Annotated in this window: 1 protein-coding gene; it reads left to right on the forward strand. The window is 66.4% G+C overall.

Annotated features, from left to right (window positions below; genetic code table 11):
- On the forward strand, positions 1–259 hold a 259-nt coding region (locus tag AC0L3U_RS39660; protein WP_473365159.1), incomplete at both ends, for a hypothetical protein.

A 259-nucleotide genomic window follows, 5' to 3' on the forward strand; every position in this document is an offset into this window, starting at 1 on the left:
CGGTGCTGACGCTACTGGGTCGCCTGACCGTGCGGCGCTTGTGCCAGCGTGAGTTTTTCCGGCGGCGCGGGCGCCTGCTGGGGGTGCTGGGGTATGTGCTGCCTTACACCCTCCCGGCCCTGATCTGCCTGCCGTTGACGCTGTATGTCAGCCACGTGCTGGCCAAGTCGGTGGGCCGCGCGCCGGCGCTGTGTTTTGCCACCGCCACCAGCAGCGGCATCTTTTCCACCTCGATCCTGCTGTGCGTCATCGTCATGTT

It is taken from the genome of Bradyrhizobium sp. Kon69 (assembly GCF_055807515.1).